At 48.0% G+C, this 1582-nt stretch carries 1 protein-coding gene; it reads right to left on the bottom strand.

The window, feature by feature from the left end; translation table 11 throughout:
• Positions 1 to 1507, bottom strand: a protein-coding gene (locus AEA42_RS16665; protein ID WP_156312359.1) for an IS3-like element ISSpu6 family transposase whose coding sequence is annotated in 2 segments (ribosomal slippage) — positions 1 to 1045 and positions 1045 to 1507 — 1508 coding nt annotated over the 2 segments. Because the reading frame shifts where the segments join, the coding sequence is not laid out codon by codon here. This gene is flagged as partial in the annotation.
• Positions 1508 to 1582: the final 75 nt, after the last annotated feature.

Here is a 1582-nt window from a genome sequence, read left to right as displayed (position 1 = left end):
GTTACAGCGCCAACCGCTTCACAATTTCTGATCTCTGTAGACCAACGCATCGGTTTTCTTTCCTTCGCCGCCTCAAGCACTTTCTTGCGCTTCGCTAAAATAGCGCCATCTTGCAGTGCATGACGTTGCCCTGGTGAGACAAAATTTAGCTGGCTGTGTTTATGCTCATCGTTGTACCAGGTTACAAACTTTTCCACCCATTCTCTTGCTGTTGCTAAGCAGCTAAAACCTGATGCCGGCCACTGTGGGCGGTATTTCAACGTTTTAAATAACGACTCTGAAAAGGGGTTGTCATTACTCACCCGCGGCCGACTTAATGATGCCGTAATACCAAGCTCTTCCAGCTTGGCTTTCATGGTCAGTGACTTCATCGGCGCCCCATTATCAGAATGCAGCACTAATGGCGTGTTAAAGCATTGCTCGCGTAACAGACAGCGTTGGATTAGCGCAGCGGCATATTCCCCACTTTCTTGCTCATGAACTTCGTAACCCACTATTTTTCTACTGTAAATATCTTCAAACAGGTACAAATAGTAGAACTGGCCTTTGACGATTGAGGCTAAATAAGTGATGTCCCATGACCACACTTGATTCGGCCCATCTGCCCGATAACTCAACGGTTTGCTTCGATTGACCGCAGCCTGAGTGCGGCCACGATGGTTAAGTTGACCATGAGCATTTAACACTCTGTAGAAGCTGGATTCCGAGGCGATATAAATCCCGTTATCTAATAATGTTGGCACAATTTGCGACGGGGGTAAGCTGGCGTACTCCGCTTGATTGCACACACTTAATATCTGTTGTCGCTCATGTTCTTCGAGTTTATTTGCTGGCTCTGGTCGAGCTGCTGTTGGCCTTAAATCAGCTTGCACTTGACCTTCTCGATACCAACGTCGATAGGTACGCTTACTGAGGCCCGTTTCAGCACAAGCCTTATAAAGGCGAGCACCCTGGGTATACGCCTCTTGGATTAAGGCAATCAATGCTATGCGCTCAGGCAAGGGGGTTAGCTCTCCTCGCTGTCGTCCCCCCAGAGCGCATTGAGCTTTTTTCTGAGCACCAGTAACGCAGCAGCTTCAGCCAGCGCTTTCTCCTTATAGCGCAATTCCCGTTGCAGCGATTTGATTTCGGCTTTGTCAGCCTTAGCCTGCTGTTTAATGGTTTTAGTTTGTACTTCTGAGGTTTGAAAACCAGCTAAACAATCCTGTTTCCACTGCTGTACTTGCTCGCGGAACAAGCCCTTTTCACGGCAATACTGGTTTATCTCCGCTTCCGACAGCGGCGCTGTTTCAATAATCACGGCAAGTTTTGCTTCAGCCGACCAATCATCGGCTGTTAATGTTTTACCTGGCACGGGGCGACCTTCTTTTCTGGCAATATCTCGCCAATGATACAAGGTTTGCACCGCGATGCCTTCTTCCCGAGCGACCTCTGCGACCGTTAAGTTGTGAGGAGGTAATAATTTTTTAAGGATCGCCTCTTTACGTTCTGGTGAATACCGAGCCATATCGTTCTCTTTTGCCGCACCCTGTCTTTAAACATAATGATTATTTAGGGGTGACAACAATCCTGACACAGGGGG

Origin of the sequence: Shewanella sp. Sh95, from assembly GCF_001308045.1 — a bacterium.
Taxonomy (GTDB): Bacteria; Pseudomonadota; Gammaproteobacteria; order Enterobacterales; family Shewanellaceae; genus Shewanella; species Shewanella xiamenensis.
This window is presented reverse-complemented; position numbering and strand designations above follow the sequence as displayed.